This is a genomic window from Pseudomonas sp. PME37.24/025, assembly GCF_055556615.1.
On sequence record NZ_JBVHNK010000067.1, the window covers coordinates 1 to 335 of the forward strand.

The 335-nt window shown below is 75.2% G+C and carries 1 protein-coding gene; it reads right to left on the bottom strand.

Annotation, left to right across the window (positions count from 1 at the left end):
• The coding region (locus ACZ3HH_RS29525) for an ATP-binding protein (RefSeq protein ID WP_465810064.1) at window positions 1–335 on the bottom strand (335 nt) is incomplete at both ends.

Below are 335 nucleotides of genomic sequence, written 5' to 3' on the forward strand. Positions count from 1 at the left end.
CGCGGTGCGGTGCAGTTCTGCGCGGACCGCGCCGGGGAGTCCGGGCGCCGGCGCCTCCTCGACGACCTTCTGGTTGCGGCGCTGGAGCGAGCAGTCGCGGTCGCCGAGGACGGCGACGCGGCCCGCGCCGTCGCCGAACAGCTGCACCTCGACGTGCCGGGCGGGGCGCACGAACTTCTCGAGGAACACCCCGGGCGTGCCGAAGCTCGCCGCCGCCTGGCGGACCACCGCGTCGTACGCGGCGCGGAGCTCCGTGGCATCCGCGCACACGCGCATGCCGATGCCGCCTCCGCCGCCCGTGGCCTTGAGCATCACGGGGTATCCGATGACGGATG